The sequence below is a fragment of the Bacteroides propionicigenes genome, assembly GCF_018390535.1.
In the GTDB taxonomy this organism is placed as follows: Bacteria; Bacteroidota; Bacteroidia; order Bacteroidales; family Bacteroidaceae; genus Bacteroides; species Bacteroides propionicigenes.
The window spans coordinates 115,248-134,556 of the sequence record NZ_JAHBBW010000009.1 but is presented as its reverse complement, the minus strand read 5'-3'; the positions used below and the strand labels follow the sequence as shown (position 1 = coordinate 134,556).

18 protein-coding genes and 1 tRNA gene are annotated in these 19,309 nt (G+C 42.7%); 13 read left to right on the top strand and 6 right to left on the bottom strand.

The genetic code is table 11. The features are described from left to right. Positions 1-78 precede the first annotated feature (78 nt). The 10 genes from KG118_RS12140 to KG118_RS12095 all read left to right on the top strand — a co-directional run bounded on the left by KG118_RS12140 (position 79) and on the right by KG118_RS12095 (position 10,448). A complete protein-coding gene (locus KG118_RS12140) occupies positions 79-834 on the top strand; it encodes an inositol monophosphatase family protein (RefSeq protein ID WP_117712822.1) in 756 nt (251 codons plus the stop codon). A 5-nt stretch (positions 835-839) separates the two neighbouring features. Then, complete coding sequence (locus KG118_RS12135) at positions 840-1,451, top strand: DJ-1/PfpI family protein (RefSeq protein ID WP_117712858.1); 612 nt, start codon at positions 840-842, stop codon at positions 1,449-1,451. A 468-nt stretch (positions 1,452-1,919) separates the two neighbouring features. Continuing rightward, on the top strand, positions 1,920-3,203 hold the full coding sequence (locus tag KG118_RS12130) for a site-specific integrase (RefSeq protein ID WP_021992115.1): 1,284 nt from the start codon (positions 1,920-1,922) through the stop codon (positions 3,201-3,203). A 66-nt stretch (positions 3,204-3,269) separates the two neighbouring features. After that, entirely contained in the window at positions 3,270-4,562 is a 1,293-nt protein-coding gene (locus KG118_RS12125; RefSeq protein ID WP_213388525.1) for a PDDEXK nuclease domain-containing protein, read from the top strand. Positions 4,563-4,572: 10 nt separating this feature from the next. Further along, positions 4,573-5,592, top strand: coding sequence for a hypothetical protein (locus KG118_RS12120; protein WP_007842331.1), 1,020 nt, complete (start codon positions 4,573-4,575; stop codon positions 5,590-5,592). A gap of 223 nt (positions 5,593-5,815) precedes the next feature. Then, positions 5,816-6,124: a DUF3853 family protein gene (locus tag KG118_RS12115; RefSeq protein ID WP_007842330.1), complete on the top strand. Its 309-nt coding sequence runs from the start codon at positions 5,816-5,818 to the stop codon at positions 6,122-6,124. 14 nt (positions 6,125-6,138) lie between these two features. After that, positions 6,139-7,215 (top strand): AAA family ATPase, encoded by a 1,077-nt coding sequence (locus KG118_RS12110; protein WP_007852816.1) that lies wholly within the window; start codon positions 6,139-6,141, stop codon positions 7,213-7,215. 216 nt (positions 7,216-7,431) lie between these two features. After that, a complete protein-coding gene (locus KG118_RS12105) occupies positions 7,432-8,391 on the top strand; it encodes a toprim domain-containing protein (protein ID WP_007842328.1) in 960 nt (319 codons plus the stop codon). Between the two features lie 211 nt (positions 8,392-8,602). Next, a complete protein-coding gene (locus tag KG118_RS12100; RefSeq protein ID WP_004308779.1) occupies positions 8,603-10,006 on the top strand; it encodes a hypothetical protein in 1,404 nt (467 codons plus the stop codon). Between the two features lie 88 nt (positions 10,007-10,094). Then, the gene (locus KG118_RS12095) at positions 10,095-10,448 is read left to right on the top strand and encodes a nuclear transport factor 2 family protein (RefSeq protein WP_004308780.1); all 354 of its coding nucleotides are present in this window, start codon (positions 10,095-10,097) and stop codon (positions 10,446-10,448) included. A 292-nt stretch (positions 10,449-10,740) separates the two neighbouring features. Here the strand turns inward: KG118_RS12095 and KG118_RS12090 are convergent, their stop codons facing one another. The 4 genes from KG118_RS12090 to KG118_RS12075 all read right to left on the bottom strand — a co-directional run bounded on the left by KG118_RS12090 (position 10,741) and on the right by KG118_RS12075 (position 13,048). Continuing rightward, positions 10,741-10,884: a hypothetical protein gene (locus tag KG118_RS12090; RefSeq protein ID WP_004308782.1), complete on the bottom strand. Its 144-nt coding sequence runs from the start codon at positions 10,882-10,884 to the stop codon at positions 10,741-10,743. Positions 10,885-10,894: 10 nt separating this feature from the next. Then, positions 10,895-11,407, bottom strand: a complete 513-nt coding sequence (lnu(AN2), locus tag KG118_RS12085; RefSeq protein ID WP_004308783.1) for a lincosamide nucleotidyltransferase Lnu(AN2) — start codon at positions 11,405-11,407, stop codon at positions 10,895-10,897. Positions 11,408-11,431: 24 nt separating this feature from the next. Next, positions 11,432-12,637, bottom strand: coding sequence for a macrolide efflux MFS transporter Mef(En2) (gene mef(En2), locus KG118_RS12080; protein WP_005786079.1), 1,206 nt, complete (start codon positions 12,635-12,637; stop codon positions 11,432-11,434). Between the two features lie 326 nt (positions 12,638-12,963). Next, positions 12,964-13,048 (bottom strand) — tRNA-Ser (locus tag KG118_RS12075). 397 nt (positions 13,049-13,445) lie between these two features. Between KG118_RS12075 and pflB the strand changes: the two genes are divergently transcribed. Beyond that, complete coding sequence (gene pflB, locus KG118_RS12070) at positions 13,446-15,674, top strand: formate C-acetyltransferase (RefSeq protein ID WP_118323230.1); 2,229 nt, start codon at positions 13,446-13,448, stop codon at positions 15,672-15,674. A 128-nt stretch (positions 15,675-15,802) separates the two neighbouring features. Next, a complete protein-coding gene (pflA, locus tag KG118_RS12065; protein ID WP_118323229.1) occupies positions 15,803-16,528 on the top strand; it encodes a pyruvate formate-lyase-activating protein in 726 nt (241 codons plus the stop codon). A gap of 23 nt (positions 16,529-16,551) precedes the next feature. On the opposite strand, the gene KG118_RS12060 is transcribed toward pflA, so the two are convergent. Together KG118_RS12060 and KG118_RS12055 are read right to left on the bottom strand one after the other, a co-directional pair. Then, positions 16,552-17,868: an outer membrane beta-barrel protein gene (locus KG118_RS12060; RefSeq protein WP_213388519.1), complete on the bottom strand. Its 1,317-nt coding sequence runs from the start codon at positions 17,866-17,868 to the stop codon at positions 16,552-16,554. Continuing rightward, positions 17,869-18,417 carry an RNA polymerase sigma factor gene (locus KG118_RS12055; protein WP_117712826.1) on the bottom strand — a complete coding sequence of 183 codons (549 nt, stop codon included), beginning with the start codon at positions 18,415-18,417 and terminating at the stop codon, positions 17,869-17,871. It lies immediately after the preceding gene. Between the two features lie 180 nt (positions 18,418-18,597). Between KG118_RS12055 and KG118_RS12050 the strand changes: the two genes are divergently transcribed. Further along, on the top strand, positions 18,598-19,302 hold the full coding sequence (locus KG118_RS12050; RefSeq protein ID WP_213388517.1) for a NigD1/NigD2 family lipoprotein: 705 nt from the start codon (positions 18,598-18,600) through the stop codon (positions 19,300-19,302). Positions 19,303-19,309 lie beyond the last annotated feature (7 nt).

The window sequence follows — 19,309 nt, the reverse complement described above, 5'->3', positions numbered from 1 at the left end:
ACTAATTTTGCATTCGGACAAGGGCAATCCTTTCCAAGACATAAGAAAAAACAATTAAATTAAACCCTATAAATAAACATGGATGTACAACGTATAATCAGCTTGGTCAAAGAGACTAAGGGGATAATCACAAACAGGGAAATGGCAGCTCATGTGAAAGAAAAAGGAGTTGCCGATTACGTTACGCAAGTTGACGTGGCTATACAGGACTTTCTGAAAAATGAATTGTATATATTCGCACCTGACATCCAGTTTCTCGGAGAAGAAACCGGCTTGCAGCGGATGAATACAGACTGCTACTGGATTCTTGACCCCGTTGACGGCACTACTAATCTCATGCACGACTATCAGCATAGTGTGGTTTCGTTGGCTCTTTGTCGCCAAAAAGAGATCGTTTTGGGTATTGTCTATGACCCGTTTCATGACGAGCTTTTCTCTGCTGCCAAAGGCGAAGGCTGTTTCTTAAACGGCAAACCCATACACGTTTCCTCTGCCCGAAAGCTTTCGGAAACCATAATCGGCATCGGCACTGCTAAAAGAGAGCTGGCGAAAGAAAACTTCGCCAAGTTTCTCAAAGTCTATGAAAACTCTCAAGACATCAGAAGACTTGGTTCTGCTGCATTGGAATTAGCATATACAGCGTGTGGCAGACAAGGTGGATATTTCGAGATATATTTGAATCCATGGGATTATGCGGCAGGGATGCTTTTAGTACAAGAGGCCGGAGGAAAAGTAACCGGCTGGGATGGAAATGCACTCGACCCGGCTCAAGGATGCCAAGTAATCGGAACAAACGGAAAAATTCACGAAGAATTACTCAAACTATTATTATGAATATGATGAACAACGAAATTCTATATATACTCTTACCGAATTATGCCGCACATGAAGTGGTATATCTTTCACAGGCTATCGCTTCTGATGAATATGCGCTGAAAGAAAAACCGAAGTATGTCAATAAGGTTGTAGCCCCGACAATGGAGCCTGTAAAATCCATCGGTGGTTTCCGCACTTTACCCGATTACTCATTTGAAACAATGCCCGATGATTATGCAGCATTGGTATTGATTGGTGGTTTCGGATGGACAACACCTGTTGCAGAACAAGTCGAGCCGATTGTCAGGCAAGCCATAGAAAAAAGAAAGGTTGTCGGTGCAATTTGCAACGGGGCTTCCTTCATGGCAAAGTGCGGCTTCCTCAATACCGTAAAGCATACCGGCAACGGATTGGAGCAACTGAAAATTTGGGGCGGTGACAATTACATCAATCCGGAAGGATATACCCATGCTCAAGCAGTCAGCGACAAGAATATCGTGACAGCAAACGGTTCTGCTACACTTGAGTTTGCCAAGGAACTGCTTCTGCTACTCGAAAACGACGTACCCGAGCGCATTGAAATGTATTACCAGTTCTACAAGCAAGGTTTTTGCTCGCTTTTCTCCAATCAATAATAGTATGGAAGTAATATCTTTACGACATTCCCCAGAATATCCCGACAGAGCCATTACCTATTTTCAGGAAAAATGAGCTACGGAAGAATCCATGCCGGTTTACGATGATGCAAAGATTATCGGGGATACAATCTTGAAAAGACACTGATAGATTGTGTCGCCCGGAAATCAAGAATTTATCAAATACTCGTGTAGTATCGATAAGATTATTGAAAATAATAAAAACGCCCAATTTTACATTCTTGGTATGTAAAATTGGGCGTTTATTTTGCAAAACACTGATTTTCAGCTTTTTTGCGGAGAGACAGGCTCTCGAACCTATACATTCAAGAAATATCATAAAATTGCAAATTACTGATAATCACACACAATTTGGAATACATAGTAAATCTAAATCTTTCTGAATATCTTTTGCTATTCCAAATATTGGGTGTATATTTGGGTGTAGAATTTCAAACGCACCCAATTATGAATATCAAACGAAACATCATTTTTGCATTGGAAAGCCGGAAAAAGAACGGTGTGCCAATTGTGGAGAATGTCCCCATCCGTATGCGCGTCATATACGCAAGCCAGCGCATTGAGTTTACAACGGGTTACCGCATCGATGTAGCCAAATGGGATTCCGACAAGCAGCGAGTAAAGAACGGGTGTACCAACAAATTAAAGCAAAGTGCATCTGAAATCAATGCCGATCTGCTGAAATACTATGCCGAAATTCAAAATGTGTTCAAGGAGTTTGAGGTACAGGAAACCATGCCAACTACCCAACAACTAAAGGATGCATTCAACCTGCGGATGAAGAATGCCAACGAAGAACAGCAGGAAGAAGCACAGATAAGTTTTTGGGAGGTGTTCGATGAATTTGTAAAAGAATGCGGCAATCAGAATAACTGGACTGAATCCACATACGAAAAGTTTGCAGCCGTTAAAAATCACCTCAAGGAGTTCAAGGAAGATGTGACCTTTGAATATTTCGATGAGTTCGGATTGAACGAGTATATCAATTTCCTGCGTGACAAAAAAGACATGAGAAACAGTACCATCGGTAAACAAATGGGATTCCTCAAATGGTTCCTGCGATGGAGCTTCAAGAAAGACTATCACCAGAATATAGCATACGATACGTTCAAACCGAAATTGAAAACCACCCCCAAGAAGGTAATCTTCCTGACATGGGAAGAGTTGAACAGACTAAAAGACTATCAGATACCCAAAGACAAACAGTATCTGGAACGTGTCCGGGATGTTTTCCTGTTCTGTTGCTTTACCAGTCTGCGTTATTCAGATGTTCGTAACCTAAAGAGAAGTGATGTCAAGTCCGACCATATAGAAGTCACCACCGTTAAAACGGCAGATAGTCTGAGTATTGAACTGAACAAGTACAGTAAAGCCATACTTGAAAAATACAAGGACATCCATTTTGAAAACCACATGGCATTGCCTGTTATCAGCAATCAGAAAATGAATGATTATCTGAAAGAACTGGGAGAACTGGCAGAAATTAACGAACCTATACGTGAAACCTACTACAAAGGAAATGAACGTATAGATGAAGTTACACCGAAATACGCATTACTCAGCACACATGCAGGAAGAAGGACATTCATCTGTAATGCACTGGCTCTCGGTATTCCTGCACAGGTTGTAATGAAATGGACAGGGCACAGTGATTATAAAGCCATGAAGCCTTACATTGACATAGCAGACGATATTAAGGCCAATGCAATGAACAAGTTTAACCAACTCTAAAAGTATCAGTCAGTTTCACAGATTATCCATTATTAGAGTTATCTTTGTTAAGTAATAGTTAGTGATATGGAAAATAACAACGAACATAATATAAAGAAAGGTCATTTTGATGCCTTTGTCCATGCTGTCGGTTCGGAAATAGAACAGGCACAAGTCCGACTCATTACCGCAGCCAATGCCCAGATGTTGTTCCATTACTGGAAAATGGGGAATTATATACTGTACCACCAACACCTACATGGGTGGGGTGGTAAAATTATCAAAAAATTGGCACAGGCAATCAGATTCAATTATCCTGAAAAGAAGGGATATTCGGAACGTAATCTTACTTATATGTGCCAGTTTGCCCGTTTATATCCGTTAAATGTACTTCGTAGTTTTATTGAAGCAGATTCAATACTGTCGGTCCCAAATATTCAAAACATTACTAATGAAGTCCTTAAGCTCAATAGCGGACAATTTACGCAGGAGCTTACTGCGCAAATACAATCAGCTGATAATCAATCTTTAGAAATTACGCAGGAGGTTCCTGCGCAATTTCAGAATGTAGCAAAAACAGTAGCAACCATCTATAAAATAAAAATAGAGGATATAGAAGATTTATTCTTGGCGTCACCGATTGCAAGAATAAATTGGGCAAGCCATATGGTCATACTCAATAATCCGCCACCATTGGGCGTAAGGTATTGGTATATGAAACAATCTGTAGAAATGGGTTGGAGCAGTAATGTGCTGAAAATGCAGATTGAAAGTAATCTGTATGACAGACAAATCAAGAGTAACAAGGTAAACAACTTCACTGCCACACTTCCGGCACCTCAAAGCGATCTTGCCAATTATCTGTTAAAAGACCCGTATATCTTTGACTTGGCAGGAGCAAAGGAAAAGGCTGACGAAAGGGATATAGAAGAACAGTTGGTAAAGCATGTAACCCGTTACTTGCTGGAAATGGGTAACGGCTTTGCTTTTGTTGCCAGACAAAAACATTTCCAGATTGGGGACAGTGACTTTTTCGCCGACCTGATCCTATATAATATCAAGCTCCATGCCTATGTTGTCGTGGAATTGAAAGCAACGCCATTCAAACCGGAATATGCAGGGCAGTTAAATTTCTATATCAATGTTGTAGATGATAAACTGAGGGGAGAAAATGATAACAAGACCATCGGTCTTTTGCTGTGCAGGGGTAAGGATGAGGTCGTGGCACAATATGCCTTGGCTGGATATGACCAGCCGATAGGTATCAGCGACTATCAATTGAGCAAGGCAGTACCCGAAAATCTGAAATCTGCCCTACCGAGTATAGAAGAAGTGGAAGAAGAACTGACCTTATTCCTTGACAAGGACAAGAACCCATAATATAAAGTATATGGCAGGAAAGATACAGACGATGATTCCCCAATATGGAGAACTCAACAGAATATACAGAGACTATATAGATAATTACGCTTTTTCTTTTGACAGGCAGAAATTCATATCGGATTTCTATCAGGAGTATAATGACATGAAATCCTTTGAAGCCGCTATCCTTGAACTGGTGCTTGACAAGCAAAAAGAGCAATACACCTTGATACTCAACAGCCTGAAAACTGAAATAGAAAAGAGCATACAGGCTTATGAGATACGCCCGTTAAGTGACAGAGCCATAGAACGTGCTTGCTATCAGCACATGGAAAGGTATTCTCAGGAAATTGAAGCCCAGCTGGATGTTACAAGAAGTCTGAGCAAGCCGCTGAATGAAGCCAACAACAGGTATGATTCCATTGGTTACAGGGAGCATACAGCCGAAGAGGAAAAACAGGCAGAGAAAGAATATGAACGCTGCAAGGCTGAATATGACAGGGAAAAAGCCAAACTGAACAAACTCTATGATCAGCAAAAGGCTGCAAGAACAGAGGCATTCCAATACATGAAGAACTGTTGTGCGGACATATACCGTCAAAGCTGCCTTTTTCTGGATATATTGAAGAAATACATTCCTGACGGAAAGCAAGAGAATAAATCAAGCGAGCCAATCAGTCAGCAGGAAACGACAGAAGAACAACAGGAATATTTCAGCATGAAATTACTTTCGCTCATTCATGAGGTGTGCATAGGAGAACAGTTCGAAGAAATTTCCGCACTGGATTTCTATGCCAATATGAATCTTCACCCCTGCAACTGTAAGCTGAAAATAAAACCGAGAGAGAAAATACGTGTATGCTATCTGATATTCCTGATGAGCGAGAAACTCTCCAAACAGGACAGGGACAAATGGAAAGACAGAATACTGAAACTGCTGGATATTGACGACAGCTACTACAAATCCAAGTACAAGGAGCCTGTTTCAGATTTCCCCAGTGACAGCAACCAAAATTTCGCCAAGGAAATGGAACATATATTCAGATAATCCGTAATATATCCTGATACTTTACGAAAGTTCCACTTTTACCACTCAAAATAATTTTTGAGTGGTATTTTTATTTTCTGATATTCAATAAGATACAATGATATTCAGTTTGTACCGTCCCCATCCTTACCACTCATAACCCTACCTAATTTTGCATCGTTCGAGAACAGAAATAACAGCCAGTGCGCAGGGCTGATTGTTTAACGACTAAATAGATTGGACGATGACAAATATCCAAGAATTATTATCAAAACCCGTCTGGCAGATGACAGGCGAAGAATTCATATTCCTGAGTAAGCACGCTTCAGGTCAGGCCGAAGCATTGCCGCAACCCGTTACAGACACGGAAAAGAAGTATGTGTACGGAATACTCGGTATAGCCAAACTGTTCGGGTGCAGTCTGCCCACTGCCAACCGCATAAAGAAAAGCGGTAAGATAGACAAGGCGATTACCCAGATAGGGCGCAAGATTATCGTAGATGCGGAATTGGCTCTTGAGCTTGCCGGGAAGAAAACAGGAGGACGGAAATAATGGGAGGTATGCTTATGGACTATATGAAAGAAATAAAGGAGATTTCGGCAGAACAGGCAATAATCCTTTGGCAAGCTTCACGCCTGAGTCTGTCGAAAATCTACGAAAAAGCACCTGAGATTCTAAAAGTGCAAGGTTCGGTCATTGGTACACTGGGCAATTTCAGTGCATCCATCGGCAAAGCCAAGAGTAAAAAGACTTTCAATGTATCGGCTATCGTAGCCGCCGCATTGAAAAACGGTACGGTACTGCGGTATGTTGCGGAACTACCGGAAGAAAAAAGGAAGATTCTTTATGTGGACACGGAACAAAGCCATTATCACTGTCTGAAAGTCATGAAACGTATTTTACGGCTTGCTGGTCTTCCTGATGACAGGGACAATGAACATCTGGAGTTTCTCGCTTTGAGGAAATACACGCCCGAACAGCGTATCAGGATTGTCGAACAGGCTATCTATAATACACCGGACATAGGGCTTGTAATCATAGACGGCATCCGTGATATGGTATATGACATCAACAGTCCGGGAGAATCGACACGCATTATATCCAAACTGATGCAGTGGACGGATGACAGGCAGATACACATCCATACGATACTCCACCAGAACAAAGGCGATGAAAACGCAAGAGGGCATATCGGTACGGAGCTGAACAACAAGGCGGAAACCGTTCTGCTGGTGGAAAAGGACAAGAGCAACGGGGATATAAGCAATGTTTCAGCCATGCACATCCGTGCAATGGATTTCGAGCCTTTCGCTTTCCGTATCAACGACAATGCATTGCCTGAACTCATAGAGGGGTACAGACCCGAAGCGAAGAAACCCGGAAGACCGGAAGAGGAAAAGTTTGACCCTTACAGACATATTAGCGAACAGCAGCACCGCATAGCACTGGAAGCGGCTTTCGGACTGAAAGAGGAATACGGCTACAAGGATCTGGAAACCTCCTTAATCAAGTCATATATGTCGGTAGGTGTAAAACTGAACCATCAAAAAGCGGTATCACTTATCACCATGCTCCGGAACAAACGGATGATAGTACAGGAGAACGGCAGGAAATACACGTTCAAGCCGGACTTTCACTATTAGACCGTATAACCTGTAATCACTTCACTTTATTCGGCAGGTCTATATATTAAGAATAAAGCGAAGCGGTTGTAGGGAATAGAAAAGCGCTTCACTTTATTACCGTATCCTATATATACGAAGATAAAGTGAAGTGATTATACAGACCGTACTTCATAAAAAAGTACGGGCGAAAAGAGAAATAAATATTCCAACCATTATTCAAACACTCATCTTATTATGGATATACAGACAGCAAAACAAATCAGGATAGCGGATTTTCTGTACAGTTTGGGATATTCTCCCGTCAAGCAGCAAGGTATTAACCTATGGTACAAATCCCCGTTACGGGAAGAGACAGAACCCTCGTTCAAAGTAAATACCGAGCGCAACCAATGGTATGATTTCGCAATCGGCAAAGGTGGAAATATCATCGCACTGGCACAGGAACTCTACTGTTCCGACTATGTGCCTTATCTTCTACAGAAAATCGAAGAACAGATACCACACATACGTCCCGTGTCTTTCTCTTTTGGCAAGCAATCATTTTCCGAACCGAGTTTTCAGCAATTGGACATTGTGCTGCTGGCTTCTCCTGCCCTGCTTGCCTACCTACAGGAAAGAGGGATAAACACGGCACTGGCGAAAAGAGAATGTAAGGAAGCCCGTTTCACCCACAACGGCAAACGGTATTTCGCCATTGCCTTTCCGAACATATCAGGCGGATATGAAATTCGCAACCGATATTTCAAGGGATGTATCGCACCAAAAGAAATATCCCATATCAGACAGTCAGGAAAACCAAGGAGTACATGTTACGTTTTTGAGGGATTTATGGATTACCTTTCCTTTCTTACTTTAAGGCTGGAAAGCTGTCCGCAATCACCCGACTTCGACAGACAGGATTACATAGTTCTTAATTCCGTAGCCAATGTTCCCAAGGCACTCTATCCGTTGGGAAGCTATGAGCGCATCCACTGTTTCTTTGACAATGACCGTGCAGGAATGGAAGCAATACAGCAAATCCGAAAGGAGTATGATGCTACCCGGTATATACGTGACGCCTCGCAAATCTACAGTGGATGTAAAGATCTGAACGAATATTTACAGAAACGAATAGCCGATAGGAAAGAGCAAGCGCAATCTGTCGAAAAGAGGAATGATACGCTATCCAAGAAACCGAAAGGCTTCCGGTTATAGCCCACTATAACTACACGCTTCGCTTTCGTAGTTGTGGGCTCTCCCGAGGGGATTAGGGCTTTGCCCTAATGACCCACTCAGGGCGTTTCACCCCTGAGAACCCCGAGCAAAGAGTGACCCTCTCTTTGCAATCTCCGCTTATGGGTTACCCCTAAGAACCCCTCTGCGAAAGCGAGCAAAGTAAATCAATTGTAAACAAAGGAAAGAAGCTATGGCAACAAAATCAAGCATACATATCAAGCCTTGCAACATCGCATCGAGCGAGGCACACAACCGAAGGACTGCCGAGTATATGCGTAATATCGGGGAGTCCAGAATCTATGTCGTTCCCGAACTTTCCACCGATAACGAACAGTGGATAAATCCCGACTTCGGCACTCCCGAACTGCGAACTCATTATGACAATATCAAGCAAATGGTCAAGGAAAAGACCGGACGTGCCATGCAGGAAAAGGAAAGGGAACGCAAGGGAAAGAATGGAAAGATTATCAAGGTGGCGGGATGCTCACCCATCCGTGAAGGAGTATTGCTTATCAGACCGGACACCACACTGGCTGATGTACGCAAATTCGGTGAAGAGTGCCAAAGACGCTGGGGCATCACTCCGCTACAGATTTTCCTGCATAAAGACGAAGGGCATTGGCTGAACGGTCAGCCGGAAGCAGAAGACAAGGAGAGCTTCCAAGTCGGTAACAGATGGTTCAAACCAAATTATCATGCTCATGTCGTATTCGACTGGATGAACCATGAAACTGGAAAGAGCCGAAAGCTCAATGACGAGGATATGGCAACCATGCAGACCCTTGCTTCCGATATTCTCCTGATGGAACGTGGACAGGCAAAAGCTGTCACAGGTAAAGAGCATCTGGAACGAAATGATTTCATCATTGAGAAGCAGAAAGCCGAACTGCAACGTATAGAGGAAACCAAGCGACACAAGGAACAACAAGTAAGCCTTGCCGAACAGGAACTCAAACAGGTAAAAGCAGAGATACGCACGGACAAACTAAAGAAAACAGCCACCAATGCTGCTACCGCCATAGCAAGCGGTGTAGGTTCTCTTTTCGGAAGCGGTAAGCTGAAAGAACTGGAACATCACATCGAGCAGCTACATCAGGAAATTACCAAACGGGACAAAGCTACTGATGAATTAAAAATTCAGATACAACAAATACAGGAACAGCATAGCAGACAAATTCGTAATCTTCAAAGAATACATAATCAAGAACTTGAAGCCAAAGACAAGGAAATATCACGATTGAGCACCTTGCTTGAAAAAGCCCACAAATGGTTTCCCATGTTCAAAGAGATGTTGAGAATGGAAAAATTATGCGCTGTTATCGGGTTTACCAAAGACATGATAGAAAACCTCTTGACAAAGAAAGAATCCATACAATGTAGTGGCAAAATTTATTCCGAAGAACACAGGTGGAAATTTGACATCAAGAATGATATTTTTAGGGTTGAGAAACATCCGATGGATAGTGGTAAGCTTATGCTGACCATAAACCGACAACCCATAGTACAATGGTTTAAGGAACAATGGGAAAAGTTACAGCAGAATCTACGTAACTCGGTGCAGAGAGAGCAAAAATCCAGAGGATTTAGAATATAGAATAGCCTATTATTAATAAAATCAAGTATCTATGCATCCAAACAGATTGTTTTTATTACAGAATCAAAATCCTAAGAATTTATAAAAAATGAAGCCTAAAGAAGTTTTGGAAAAATGGATAGATTGCTTTAACAAAGCAGATGCTTATCATATAGCAGAGCTGTATGCTACTAATGCAGTAAATCATCAAGTCGCAAACGAACCAATAATAGGTAAAGAATCAATCTACAAAATGTTTGTGAATGAATTTGCCACTGCTAAAATGGTTTGTATGGTGGAAAATATTTTTGAAGATGGCGAATGGGCTATCATGGAATGGAAAGACTCTCTTGGACTTCGTGGATGCGGATTTTTTCATGTAAAAGATAACAAAATCGTCTTTCAAAGAGGGTATTGGGATAAACTTTCATTCTTGAAGCAACACAATCTTCCAATTGAATAAGTACTATCAGAATACGGACTGGGAAATTGAAATACCCAGTCCGAGTTATATAATGAATTTTACTTGTTAAACTATTTAAAGTCAGTTGGATAACAAACCATACCTTTCACATTCTCAGTAGCTCCAGGTATTAATTCAGCCACCATGCAATATTCATGAGAGACTTCGAAAGGAAATTCAATTCCTAAATCGATAGCCTTGCGATAGCCAAATCGAGGATAATACTCTTTATGCCCCAATACGACTGCTGTGCCGTAACCCAAAAGTGCTGCCCTCTGATGGGCTTACTGAATCAACATCCCCCCCCAATTCCCTTACGCTGGAATTCCGGCAAGACTGCCAATGGAGCTACACTCAGGGATGTGACAGACTGGGTGTCACTGTCTATCTTTACTTCTGTAAGTAAGATATACCAGACAATTTGTTTTTCTGTCATTTTCTTGTTCTTATCTAATTGTTAGGCTCATTGTTGTTATACATTGTTTAATTATAGATAAATCGTGAATATCCTTCTCTCTTAAATCGTAGCCCGAATGGAATACTTGTTGCCCTTTTGCAGAAATGCAAGGGATGCTTCTGCCTTCAAAGACTGCTGTTCCAAAATAGTCCGGTTGAAATTCATACCAGCCTCCATCCAAGTCGGCTTGTTTGGAAGTGCCGTCCGCATTCAAGACAAAAGGATGGATATCAATATAGCCTAATTCTTTGCTATACAGTTCCACACGGGTGGGCAACCAATTTGTTTCAATTTGATATCCTCTCTCCTGCAAAAGATCAAGGAGTTGGTCTGTATAATTGGCATCAAAATCAATGTCAATATCTCTATGCAAGCGGGTTTGCTGTCCGTACAAGACATCCACTCCCCAGCCTCCATCCAACCAAAACTGCATGTCCAGGCTTTCCAACAAGTCCAAAACTTGAAATAACTCTGTAATCGTAGTGTGTTCTTTCTTTGTCATATAATAATTCTTTAATAAATAATACTATGCGTAATTATCCAACTGCTTGATTGAAGAAATAAAATTTGCACCCACTCCAATCAGAAAGATAACCCATCCGCTGATCATAAAGACGGATGTGATACCCCATGCTTCCACCCAATATCCTGAAGCTACGATACCCAGCATTGATGGAAAGGTACTCAAACTAAAGATGAGAGAAAAAGTCCGTCCAAGCATGTCCGAAGCCAAGTTCTGCTGAATAATAGCGATGAAAAGCGCATGGTAAATGGAATAGGCTATGCCTCCTGTAAATGTTAGGCAAACAAAACCTATAAATGCGCTTGATGGTAAATAACTGGCGCTAATCAGATACAATCCCAATATCACATAAGCCGTATGCATCACTAATGTTTGCTTGCTTTTCAAAGCCTTACAGGCAAGTACTAAACCGCCCAACAATGCCCCTGAGCCCCAACCCATTTCCACAACTCCCATTTGCAAAATGTTTCCGTTGAAATGCAGAAGCGTCATAAAAGGAAATAACGTAAAAACAGGCATAAGGACAAAAGTCACCAGCGTAAAGCATACGAATAAAGGCAAAATGCCCATTGTACGCCGCAAGGTATGCCAACATTCCGTCAGTTCTTTTTTGAAATCTGGAAGAACTTTCGTTTTTTGAAGAGAAGGAATCTGGACACAAAGTAAGGTCAGACAAGCAGCAACAGCTCCGATCACATCTATGAGCAGAATATACTGTATGGGAAGCCAAACAACGAGGCTTGCCCCTACAACGGGAGCTATCACCTCACTGAAGGATTGAATGGAATGGTACAAACCTGATACCCTGACAAGATGGTGCTTGGGAACCAGTAGAGGGATGCTTGCCTGTAAAGCAGGTGCATGAAACGTACTGCCTATTGAACGACAAGCAGTCAATAGATAAAAAAAAGAAAGGTCTTTATAACCCTTGGTTATCACAATAAAAAGACATAGGGTACAGAACGCGATGAACAAGTCCGAATAAAACATCGTTTTCTTTCGATTCCATCTGTCAACATAGACCCCGGCAAACAAGCCTAATACAAATTGTGGTAAAAATCCAGCTAAAATAGCCAGAGATAAAGCTGTCGGGGATTTAAATTCGTTGCTAATCCAAAAAATAATGGAGAAGCCAACAATCGTACTTGTTAAAATAGATATGAGTTGGCCTATTCCTATCACGGCCAAAGTTGATTTCCAATGATTCATTGTGCTAATATTTCATGCGTTTATAGATAAGTACTTTCGTACATTAAGCAAAACGAAATTCTATCCACACAAAAAACTTGTATTATAATCCACTCCTGACGTTGGAATACAATAACAAATACTTTCAGGACGATGTAAAGTCCTGAAAAATCAAACTGAATGGATAGATAAATATTAGTCTTTTCTCATCGGATTCTTTTAATATCGCTACTCTTTTATTATGTAGTGGTTGTATTATCTTAAATAAAACAAAAACACCGACTTTACATTCTTGGGTGTAAAACTGGGTGTTTGTTTTGCAATCTGCTGATTTTCAGCGTTTGTTGCGGAGAGACAGGGATTCGAACCCCGGGTGCCTCGCAGCACAACGGTTTTCAAGACCGCCGCAATCGACCACTCTGCCACCTCTCCAAAACTTCTTTTTCAAAAAGTGCTTTTCTCTTAAAGCGGTGCAAAGATACTACTTTTTTCTTAATTCACAAATAAATTCAAAATAAAATAGTTTCTATATTCACAAAAACTAAAATTACAGTATAAGGGAGCCTAATGTTTCGTCACTAAATACTAATCGTCCGACAGCTGTTTAATTATCGTCCCACAGTTGTCGGACGATAATTAAACAGCTGTCGGACGAAAGTGAAACGGTTGTGGGACGAATAGATTTTAATATCCACAACATTAGTTTATGGATATTTTATGTTCTTCAACATAAAAATCAGCCATTTTATTATGTAATTACGGAAAAATTTCCATAATTTTGCGCGCTCTAAGGGATAACATATCTAATCACCTTCAAAAAAAGAATATTATGGAATTAAACAAAACCTTTATTGACGGGCTTTGGAACAAAGAAATCAATGTCAGTGATTTCGTTAGTAAAAACATCGCACCCTACACCGGAGATGCATCTTTCCTGCAAGGACCTACGGAACGTACCAAACGTATCTGGAACTTGTGTTTGGAAGCATTGGAAGAAGAAAGAGCCAATAACGGTGTTCGCTCATTAGACTATACTACAGTATCCACTATTACTTCCCACAAAGCAGGCTATATTGATAAGGAAAATGAACTTATAGTAGGCTTGCAGACAGACGAACTGTTGAAACGCGCCATCAAACCTTTCGGTGGCATCAATGTCGTGGCAAAAGCATGCCGCGAAAATGGTGTGGAAGTAGACGACAGGGTAAAAGACATCTTTACACACTACCGTAAGACGCACAACGACGGTGTGTTCGACGTATATACCGAAGAAATCCGTTCGTTCCGTTCTTTGGGCTTCCTTACCGGACTTCCCGACAATTATGCGCGCGGACGTATTATCGGTGACTACCGCCGTCTGGCGTTGTACGGCATCGACCGTCTCATCGAAGCCAAGCAGGAAGATTTACATAACCTGACCGGTCCTATGACCGAAGCACGCATCCGCCTGCGCGAAGAAGTATCAGAGCAGATTAAGGCTTTGAAGGACATCAAGACGATGGGTGAATATTACGGGCTCGACCTCAGCCGCCCGGCAACATCCGCTCAAGAAGCAGTACAGTGGGTATATATGGCATACCTTGCCGCTGTAAAAGAACAAGACGGTGCGGCCATGTCACTGGGTAATGTATCTTCTTTCCTCGATATTTTTATTGAATACGATTTAGCTCACGGCAAGATTGATGAAACTTTTGCACAGGAATTGATTGACCAATTCATCATCAAACTGCGCATGGTACGCCACCTGCGTATGCAGTCTTACAATGATATCTTTGCCGGAGACCCAACGTGGGTTACCGAAGCTATCGGCGGACGTTTCAACGACGGCCGTGTGAAAGTAACAAAGACCTCTTTCCGTTTCTTGCAAACATTGTACAACCTCGGTCCCTCTCCCGAACCTAACATGACTGTACTGTGGAGTCCGGAGCTGCCGGAAGGCTTCAAAGAGTTCTGCGCCAAAGTATCAGTGGACACCAGCTCTATCCAATACGAAAACGACAACCTGATGCGCGAGGTGCGTAACTGTGACGACTACGGTATTGCCTGCTGCGTATCCTACCAAGCCATCGGCAAACAAATCCAGTTCTTCGGTGCACGTGCCAACCTTGCAAAGGCATTGTTACTTGCCATCAACGGAGGACGTTGCGAAAACACCGGAACAGTAATGGTAAAAGGTATCCCCGTACTGACCCACGACACGCTGAACTTCGAAGAAGTAATGGCTAACTACAAGAAAGTACTGACGGAAATTGCCCGCGTCTACAATGAAGCAATGAACATCATCCATTATATGCACGACAAGTATTACTACGAAAAAGCCCAAATGGCATTCGTGGATACTGACCCGCGCATTAATCTTGCCTATGGTGTAGCCGGACTTTCCATTGCCATCGACTCACTGTCCGCTATTAAATATGCCAAAGTAACAGCACGCCGCAATGACATCGGCTTGACGGAAGGTTTCGACATTGAAGGCGCTTTCCCCTGTTTCGGCAACAATGATGACCGTGTAGACCACCTCGGCGTGGACTTGGTTTACTATTTCAGCGAAGAGTTGAAGAAGTTGCCCGTATACAAGAACGCCCGCCCCACCCTGTCACTGCTGACTATCACTTCTAACGTGATGTACGGTAAGAAGACCGGCGCCACTCCTGACGGACGCGCCAAAGGTGTTGCCTTCGCCCCGGGAGCCAACCCAATGCACGGACGTGACAAGAACGGCGCCATCGCCTCTTTGAGTTCCGTAGCCAAATTGCGTTACCGTGACTCACAAGACGGTATCAGCAACACATTCTCCATCGTTCCGAAGTCATTAGGCCCTACTGCCGAAGAGCGTGTAGAGAATCTGGTCACCATGATGGACGGCTACTTCACCAAAGGTGCACATCATCTGAATGTAAACGTACTGAATCGCGAAATGCTGGAAGATGCCATGGAGCATCCGGAAAAATACCCACAACTCACTATCCGCGTTTCCGGTTATGCCGTGAACTTTGTGAAACTGAGCCGCGAACATCAATTAGAAGTTATCAGCCGCAGTTTCCACGAACGTATGTAATACGTTAATTAAGAATGAAGAATTAAAAATTAAGAATGAAGAATTGCCATGCGGTGTATCTGCAGGATGTAGCAAGATTCTTCATTTTTAATTCTTCATCCTTCATTTTTAATTATAGACCTTCGATTATGATTAATGTTCATTCATACGAATCAATGGGCACTTTCGACGGCCCGGGATTACGGCTCGTCGTTTTCCTTCAAGGCTGCCCTTTCCGTTGCCTGTACTGCGCCAACCCCGATACCATAGACGTAAAGGGCGGTAACCCCACTCCACCCGATGAAATTCTGCAAATGGCAATCAGCCAAAAAGCGTTCTTTGGGAAGAAGGGAGGAATTACTTTCTCCGGCGGAGAACCTACCTTACAGGCTGAGGCATTGGTACCTTTGTTTAAGGATTTAAAAGCCAACGGCATCCATATCTGTCTTGATACCAATGGCGGCATTTGGAATGAAAAAGTGGAGGAACTGTTCAGCCTGACAGACTTGGTACTGCTCGACATTAAAGAGTTCAATTCCGAACGCCACCGCACCCTGACCGGACGCAGCAACGAACAAACCTTACGCACCGCCGCCCGGCTGGAACAACAAGGCCACCCTTTCTGGTTACGTTATGTCTTGGTGCCGGGATATAGTGATTTCGAGGAGGATATACGCAGTATGGGTAAACAGCTTGGCAAATATCAAAGCATACAACGAGTAGAAATACTTCCTTACCACCGACTTGGAGTACATAAATACGAAGCAATGGGTTGGGATTACCAACTGAAAGAAGTGATAGAGAACACTCCGGAACAGTTGGAACAGGCAGAGAAACTCTTTAAAGAATACTTTCCGACAGTAGTAGTAAATTGAGAATTAAAAAATTCTCAATTTAATCAGTATGTCAACCGTATCCCGCCCTGCAAAGTGAAATTACAGGGATTTTCCTTTCTTATGGTTTGAATATCAGAGCCGTCATCAAAGAAGTAAGACACCCCCGGTTCCACATAGATACCTACTCTGTTACTTATATTATATTGTGCACCCACAGCTCCCATTACAGAAAACTGCAACGGTTTCACTGTTTCACTTTGGCTGCCTATCTTGCCATAGATACATTTCTCCATAGCACCACCGGCAGAAACATACATAACAAAAGCTTTCCTATCCACAAAGTTCCAGTTTGCCCGCAGAGGAATGCCCAGATAATGTAGTTTTTGGCTGAGCTTTTCCGAACTTCCGGCGAACTTTACATCCGAAGCGAGATACGTATATGTCAAGCCTGTCTCTACCGAGAATCCTTTTGCAAGTCCTTTACGTACAGAGAAACCGAAAGACAAAGGCTGCTTATGGTCTACATCCACTATCTGATCCTTATTTTTCAACAAATATGGCATTCCGTTCTTGAAGACAAGTTCCTGCCCTTCAGGAACAGCTAAAATCCCGTTAGCTACTGTACTAAGGTCTACTTTTCCACCGGAATAACCGAAGTCTGCATCGCTTTGTATGAAACTGCCTTCACTGATATTATTTCCCGACATCAGTCCGCCCGTATTTCCCACAGCCAATCCCACCGACCAACCACGTGACTTTTCTTTTTTCGTATTTCCAACCGGTAACTGTAATTTATCCTTGCTGGACGGGCGGCGCCTCTCAACCTGCCGGTTCTCCGTACGGCTATCTTTCACTGCTACATCCCCGGTCTCTTCCTGTACTGTTTGCTCCTGCACATCTCCCTGCATTTCTTGCCGGGCAGTCAAAGGTTGCTCTTCTGTATTCTGTCCGGTTTCGCTTGCTACGTGCAATTGTTGTGCCAGTAAAGTACGGTGGTGCACACCTGTTGCCGCCACTTGTTTTTGCACGCGATAGCCAGGTTCTGTAATTTCCGTTTGCATTGCAGGAGTTTGTTGCTCAGGCAGTTTGTCCGGAACAGCCGCTAAAGCCGGCACAGCCGTACTCCGCACTTCTTCCCCCATAGGACTCTGAAGTAACCATACGCTGACTGATGACACTGCAACCAACAGCACCGCAGCTGCAGCTACAGTCCAGCGACGGAAAGGAATGATACGCCGTTGCACAACTACCGGTGGCTTAGAAGCGGACAAATCCTTTTCAAGCCGTTCCCAACCCGAAACGGGTAACGGCTCGGAATAATCCTCCAACCGTTCCTTTATCTTTCGCATCCACAATTCATCTTCCATACGTTTCTTCATTTATGCGTTCTTTCTCATCCACTCCTTTACCTTAACCGCCAAAGCAGCTTTAGCACGAACTAACTGCGAAGCCGATGACTTTTCATTGATACCCAGCAGTTGGGCTATCTCTTTATGAGATTTATCTTCAAAAACAAAAAGGTTAAATACGGTACGATAGCCGGCAGGAAGTTCACCGATAAACTGCATCAATACCTTTTGAGGAATAGTATCCACTGCCGAAGCATCCGGTTCTTCATACGTCTCCGGGACATCGTCCAAGGCAGCGGACTGGTTCATCACATCATTCTTCCGCAAATACTGCAATACCGTATTCACCATCACACGTTCCATCCAAGCCCGCAAAGAACCTTCTCCACGCCAAGTGAACTTATCGAAAGAGTCGAATAGTTTCAGAAAGCCGTCATGCATCAGGTCTTGCGCAGTCTCCCGGTCACCGGCATAACGCAAACATACGCTGAGCATCCGCCCCGCATATTGTTCATACAGTTCTTTGCGGGCAAGATTGTCTCCTTGCCTACAGCGTTCTGCCAATACCTGTTCTTCCATTCTCTCTTTCAACACGTGTTTACCTTATAAATGCAACGGGCACAAAAATACTGCATCCGACAGATAAGAAATTCATTCTTTATCTTCTTTAACAATCTCATTAAGCAGTATTCATCCAAATTCGGCATTTTCTGAATACAAAATCTAAATTATAGAATCTATAAAACAAAACCTCTACTTATGAAAAAGTTAAGAACAACATTAGCCGCATTTCTACTATTGTTCATAGCCATGCCCACGTTGCAATCCTGTTTGGACGACTGGGATGATAGCAACCGTTCATCACTCACTATCGGCACTGTACGAATCGTCGACGGAAAAGATTATTACTTTGCACTCGATGAAGGAACCAAGATGTTTCCCGGTGACACCGCACAAATCAACAACTACACATTGATAGAAGGGCAACGCGCTTTTGTGTACTTCAATTTGCTCGACGAAAAAGTAAACGGATACGATTATAATGCGAAAATCAATCACGTAGAAAATATCCTCACCAAAGACATCTACTTTATGCCTGCCGAAAAAGCCGACAGCATCGGTGACGACCGAATCAACATAACCAATATGTGGATTACCGACAATTACTTGAACATCCAGTACCAACTATACCACAGTGGCGATGATGAAAAGAAGCATATGCTAAACCTGATAGTAAACGAGAGTTCCGATGGCAAGAACGACAAAGAAGGATACATCACACTAGAGTTCCGCCAAAATGCTTATGATGACGCTCCCCTCAGACCGGGACAAGGGCTGGTTTCTTTCAAATTGGACAAGATAGCTGACCAAATAGTTGGCAAAACCGGACTCAATATCCGTGTAAAAAGTTTGTATGACGGAGAACGTTACATAACTATCGACTTTAAAAAAGACGAAAACTAATCTATCC